This window comes from Pseudomonas sp. Colony2 (assembly GCF_019382755.1).
GTDB lineage: Bacteria > Pseudomonadota > Gammaproteobacteria > Pseudomonadales > Pseudomonadaceae > Aquipseudomonas.
Window position 1 is genome coordinate 4,155,639 of record NZ_CP080030.1, and the last position, 4,916, is coordinate 4,160,554.

At 61.6% G+C, this 4,916-nt stretch carries 5 protein-coding genes; 3 read left to right on the forward strand and 2 right to left on the reverse strand.

Annotated elements, in window-relative coordinates; translation table 11 throughout:
• Positions 1-885 (reverse strand): dermonecrotic toxin domain-containing protein (locus JV201_RS29795; protein ID WP_374707347.1); only part of this gene is annotated, 885 nt, incomplete at its 3' end.
• 141 nt (positions 886-1,026) lie between these two features.
• Here JV201_RS29795 and JV201_RS16350 point away from each other — a divergent pair.
• A complete protein-coding gene (locus tag JV201_RS16350; RefSeq protein WP_177040650.1) occupies positions 1,027-1,242 on the forward strand; it encodes a DUF2970 domain-containing protein in 216 nt (71 codons plus the stop codon).
• A gap of 6 nt (positions 1,243-1,248) precedes the next feature.
• Here the strand turns inward: JV201_RS16350 and JV201_RS16355 are convergent, their stop codons facing one another.
• Entirely contained in the window at positions 1,249-2,328 is a 1,080-nt protein-coding gene (locus JV201_RS16355) for an ABC transporter substrate-binding protein (RefSeq protein ID WP_219405723.1), read from the reverse strand.
• Positions 2,329-2,777: 449 nt separating this feature from the next.
• On the opposite strand from JV201_RS16355, the gene JV201_RS16360 reads away from it, so the two are divergent.
• Entirely contained in the window at positions 2,778-4,436 is a 1,659-nt protein-coding gene (locus tag JV201_RS16360) for a nitrite/sulfite reductase (RefSeq protein ID WP_219405724.1), read from the forward strand.
• Positions 4,420-4,914 carry a DUF934 domain-containing protein gene (locus JV201_RS16365; protein ID WP_219405725.1) on the forward strand — a complete coding sequence of 165 codons (495 nt, stop codon included), beginning with the start codon at positions 4,420-4,422 and terminating at the stop codon, positions 4,912-4,914. Before JV201_RS16360 ends, JV201_RS16365 begins: the two co-directional genes overlap by 17 nt.
• Positions 4,915-4,916: the final 2 nt, after the last annotated feature.

The following is a 4,916-nucleotide window of genomic DNA, read 5'->3' on the forward strand; positions in this document are numbered from 1 at the left end:
GCCGACGCCAGGCCCGATCAGCACCACCTCACCCACCTTGCAGCCGAGAATCGCCAATTGTCTGCAGACAACGGGCTTGCCATCCAGCACCGGCTGCTCAGTGCCGGCCAGCAATGCATTGAGCATGGCATAGGCACTGTCGCTGATTTCGTTCTTCATCCGCGCCGTGTGCAGCCTGACGGCCAGCAGTTTCTTGTGCGCGTCGATCATCTGCTCGCGCACCACGGCCTTGGTGCCCGCCTCCTCGAACACTTGTTGCAAATGCGCCTGGTATTGCCGGCCCAGGTCCAGCGTGCGGCAGAGCGCGGCAAACTGGTCCGGGGTGACGGCGAGCTTTTCGCGGTAGCGATAGCGGGCCCGGCGTGAATGGTCGTTCAGAATTTCGCCGTAGTACTCGGTGAACAACGCCCCTTCGGGGGCCAGCGCGCTGGTTTGCTCAAGGGCGATATCGGCAAAGTCTTCATTGCCTTCAAAGTTGAGCAATGCTGCCTGCAACAGCGAATGCTGTTGCGGCACCTGACGGTAACGCAGGTAGTGCAACTGGTGCTTGTGGACGTCCGGTACCTCACCGAACCGTTTGCGCCAGGCGTCTTCCAGCAGCGGCTGGGCGAACTCGGTGATGCCCTTGAGGCCGTCGAGAGTCTGGGCCAGCCGCTCGTGGGCGCGGCGACTGGCCAACTGGCTGTCGGCGAATGCCTGGCGCAACCCCTGGGGCGCGTTACTGAGCCAGGCAGGTGGTGCATCCTCGGGGACGCGCCCGGGCAGCAGGCCCGGCTTCAAGCGTCGGATGTCCGCAGCCGCGCTGCGGGCAATCCAGCCGGGCAAGCTGTTCTTGATCAATGCGGTGTGTAGCCCCTGCTCTGTCGGGGCGGGTAAGGTTGGCATGCGCTCGTTCCTGATGACTCTGTTAAGGAGTCCCAGTACAGCGAACGGGCCAACCGCCAGGGCGGTAGATAGCTACAGCCGGCGTTTTGCGGGAACTTGGCTATCCTCATCCATGGGTTTGATCCCTACCGCGAGGCCTTTATGGACGATTCCAACAACAAGCCACCGACTTTCTGGCAGATGCTTCACAGCGTGATGGCAGCCGCCTTCGGGGTGCAGAGCGGGAAGAATCGCGCCCGCGACTTTACCCATGGCAAGCCCAGCCACTTTGTCATCCTGGGTATTGTGTTTACCGCCGTGTTTGCCTTGACCCTGTTTGCCATCGTCAAGCTGGTGCTGCACCTGGCCGGTGTTTGAAGCCGGTCAATGCATCAGCAGTTGCAGGCTGAACGGGTAGCGATAGGTGGCTGGCTTGCCCTGGGCTGACAGTGCTCGAAAGTCGACGCCGTAGTCCTCGCGCCCCTGCATCTCTAAAAGGCGCGTGGCTTGTGGCGGATCAATCAATCGAAAGAGCCCAAGCTTGCGCTCACGCCCACCGTACTGCGCCATGCCCAGGCCGCGGGCATCGTCATGCAGCACCACCATCGCCCAGCCGCCAAGGGTGAAATGCCCGGCCACCAGCACACTCAGGCGCCCCTCAAGGCGCGCCTGCAACGCTTCGGGCGAACTGTTGACCGCGCTGAACAACACGTCCGTGCCCGGCGTGCGCCCGCTGCCTTTGAGTGCATCCATTGCCCCCAGCGCCATTTCATCGTTGGCCGCCCACACCAGCGCGGTCTGCGGGTAGCGTTTGAATAACTGCGTGGCCTGGTCGAAAGCGCGCTGGCGACTCCACTCGCCATACACCAACTGGCGCAGGCGCACCTGCGGATGATCCGCCAGGGCGCGCTGCAAGCCTCGCTCGCGCAGTTGCGCGGCGGGAGTGGTCTTGGCCCCGGAGAACGCGATCAGGTCGAGGGTCTGGCCGGGGGCGACAGGCCCATGCAGGCGCAACAACTGGGTGAGCATCAAGTAGCCCGCCTGTTCGTCGTCGGCGACCATGCTGCCGATCCAGTCAGGGTATTTGCCGGCGTCCAGCAGTTGAGTCTGGTCCGCGGTCAGCGCGTTGTTGACGATCAGCAGCTTGACCCCGCTGCCCTGGGCCAGGCGCAAGATCTGTGGGGCGATGTACTGCTCGTTGACCAGCACCAGGTAGTCCGGGCGCTCGGCGCCTTGCAGGGCTTCACGGGCCTGCACCAGCGTGGTCTCGGGATTGCGCTCGGAATAGCGCACACGCAAATCCAGGCCGAGGTCCCTGGCGGCGGCCTGCATGAATTGCGCGTAGCTGACCCAGAAGGTCTCGGTCGAATTGCCAGGGTTGAGAAACACCACCGACGTCGCCTGGGCGATGGCCCAGAACGGCATGCTCAGCACCAGCAAGCACTTGCAGAGAACCTTCAACATCGTTGCCTGAGCCCTTCGGAATGACGGCCCATGATAATGGCATCAGGCCGGTCAATCTCGGCTAATTGCCGATTGTCGACAACAAGGCTCGATAACGCCCTTTTATTGATGGCTGACCCAGAACACGGCAGTGGAAACCACCAGGATAATCAAGAACAGAATGGCCCACGCATCGACACTGCTGTCACTTTTGCGGGCTTTGGTCGGATTGCTCATAGCATCGCCTCTTGTCGGTTTTATAGGTGATTGCACAAAGACACGAGCACAGTAAAGTTCATGATTGCCCGCATGACAAATGTGGGTATCGCGATAACCGTTCTCATTAGGCCATTTGGTTATTTGCATATACTCAAACATCACTTTTGCGCATAAACGCAAACTGGTATCGTGCGCCGGCTCCGTTGGGAGTGCGCGGCCGTGCGCGCAGATTTGCCGAGAACAGGACCTATATGTACGTATACGACGAATACGATCAGCGCATCATCGAGGACCGCGTCAAGCAGTTCCGTGATCAGACCCGACGCTATCTGGCAGGTGAACTGAGCGAAGAAGAGTTCCGCCCTCTGCGCCTGCAAAATGGCCTTTATGTTCAGCGCTTTGCGCCGATGCTGCGGGTTGCCGTGCCTTATGGCCAACTGACTTCCCGTCAGACGCGCATGATGGCCAAGATTGCCCGCGACTTCGACAAGGGCTATGCCCACATCAGTACTCGCCAGAACGTTCAGTTCAACTGGCCGGCCCTGGAAGACGTGCCGGACATCCTGGCTGAATTGGCCACCGTGCAGATGCACGCCATTCAGACCAGCGGTAACTGCCTGCGCAACGTGACCACCGACCAGTTCGCCGGCGTTGCCGCTGACGAGCTGATCGACCCCCGCCCATGGTGTGAAATCGTCCGTCAATGGACCACCTTCCACCCGGAATTCGCCTACCTGCCGCGCAAGTTCAAGATCGCCATCAATGGCTCGACCTCGGACCGCGCCGCCATCGAAGTGCACGATATCGGCCTGGAGCCGGTGCACAACGCGGCGGGCGAGTTGGGCTTCCGTGTGCTCGTCGGCGGTGGCCTCGGTCGTACGCCGGTAGTGGGTGCCTTCATCAACGAATTCCTGCCGTGGCAGGACCTGTTGAGCTACCTCGACGCGATCCTGCGGGTCTACAACCGCTACGGCCGTCGTGACAACAAGTACAAGGCCCGGATCAAGATCCTGGTAAAAGCGCTGACCCCCGAGGTGTTCGCCCAGAAAGTCGACGCCGAGATGGAACACCTGCGCGGCGGCCAGACCACCCTGACCGACGCCGAAGTGCACCGCGTTGCCAAACACTTCGTCGACCCGGACTACAAGGCCCTGAGCAATCAGGACGCCGCGTTGGCCGAGTTCGATGCGCAGCACCCGGGTTTCGCCCGCTGGCGCACCCGCAACACCCTGGCCCACAAAAAGCCGGGCTATGTGGCCGTGACCCTGTCGCTGAAACCTACCGGTGTTGCACCGGGTGACATCACCGACAAGCAACTGGACGGCGTCGCCGACCTGGCCGAGCGCTACAGCTTCGGCCAACTGCGCACCTCCCACGAGCAGAACATCATCCTCGCCGACGTTGAACAGTCTCAACTGTTCACCCTGTGGGGCGAGCTGCGCGAGCAGGGTTTTGCCACGCCGAACATCGGCCTGCTGACCGACATCATCTGCTGCCCGGGCGGCGACTTCTGCTCCCTGGCCAACGCCAAGTCGATCCCGATTGCCGAATCGATCCAGCGCCGTTTCGACGACCTGGACTACCTGTTCGACATCGGCGAGCTGGACCTGAACATCTCCGGTTGCATGAACGCCTGTGGTCACCACCACGTCGGCCACATCGGCATCCTGGGCGTGGACAAGAAAGGCGAAGAATTCTACCAAGTGTCCCTGGGTGGCAGCGCCAGCCGCGATGCGAGCCTGGGCAAGATCCTCGGCCCGTCCTTCGCCCAGGAAGCCATGCCTGACGTGATCGGCAAGCTGATCGACGTGTACGTCGAACAGCGCACCGAAGATGAGCGTTTCATCGACACTTACCAGCGCATCGGCATTGACCTGTTCAAGGAGCGCGTCTATGCAGCGAATCATTAAGAACAACGAAGTCCTCGACGAAACCTGGCACCTGCTGCCCAAGGACGCGAGCTTCGATGGCATCTCCAACTGCGACGACCTGATCGTGCCACTGGCCCTGTGGCGCGAGCACGCTCACGCCCTCAAGGCCCGCGACGGCGGCCTGGGTGTATGGCTGGACGCCGATGAAGAAGCCGAAGAGATCGGTGATGACGTGGAGCACTTCCAGGTCATCGCCCTGAACTTCCCGGCCTTCACCGACGGTCGCAACTACTCCAACGCCCGCCTGCTGCGTGACCGTTATGGTTACAAGGGCGAGCTGCGGGCGATTGGCGATGTGCTGCGCGACCAGTTGTTCTACCTGCGCCGCTGCGGGTTCGATGCCTTCGCCTTGCGCTCGGACAAAGACCCGTATGAAGCGCTGGAAAGCCTCAAGGATTTCTCGGTGACGTACCAGGCCGCGACGGATGAACCGTTGCCGTTGTTCCGCCGCCGGTAACC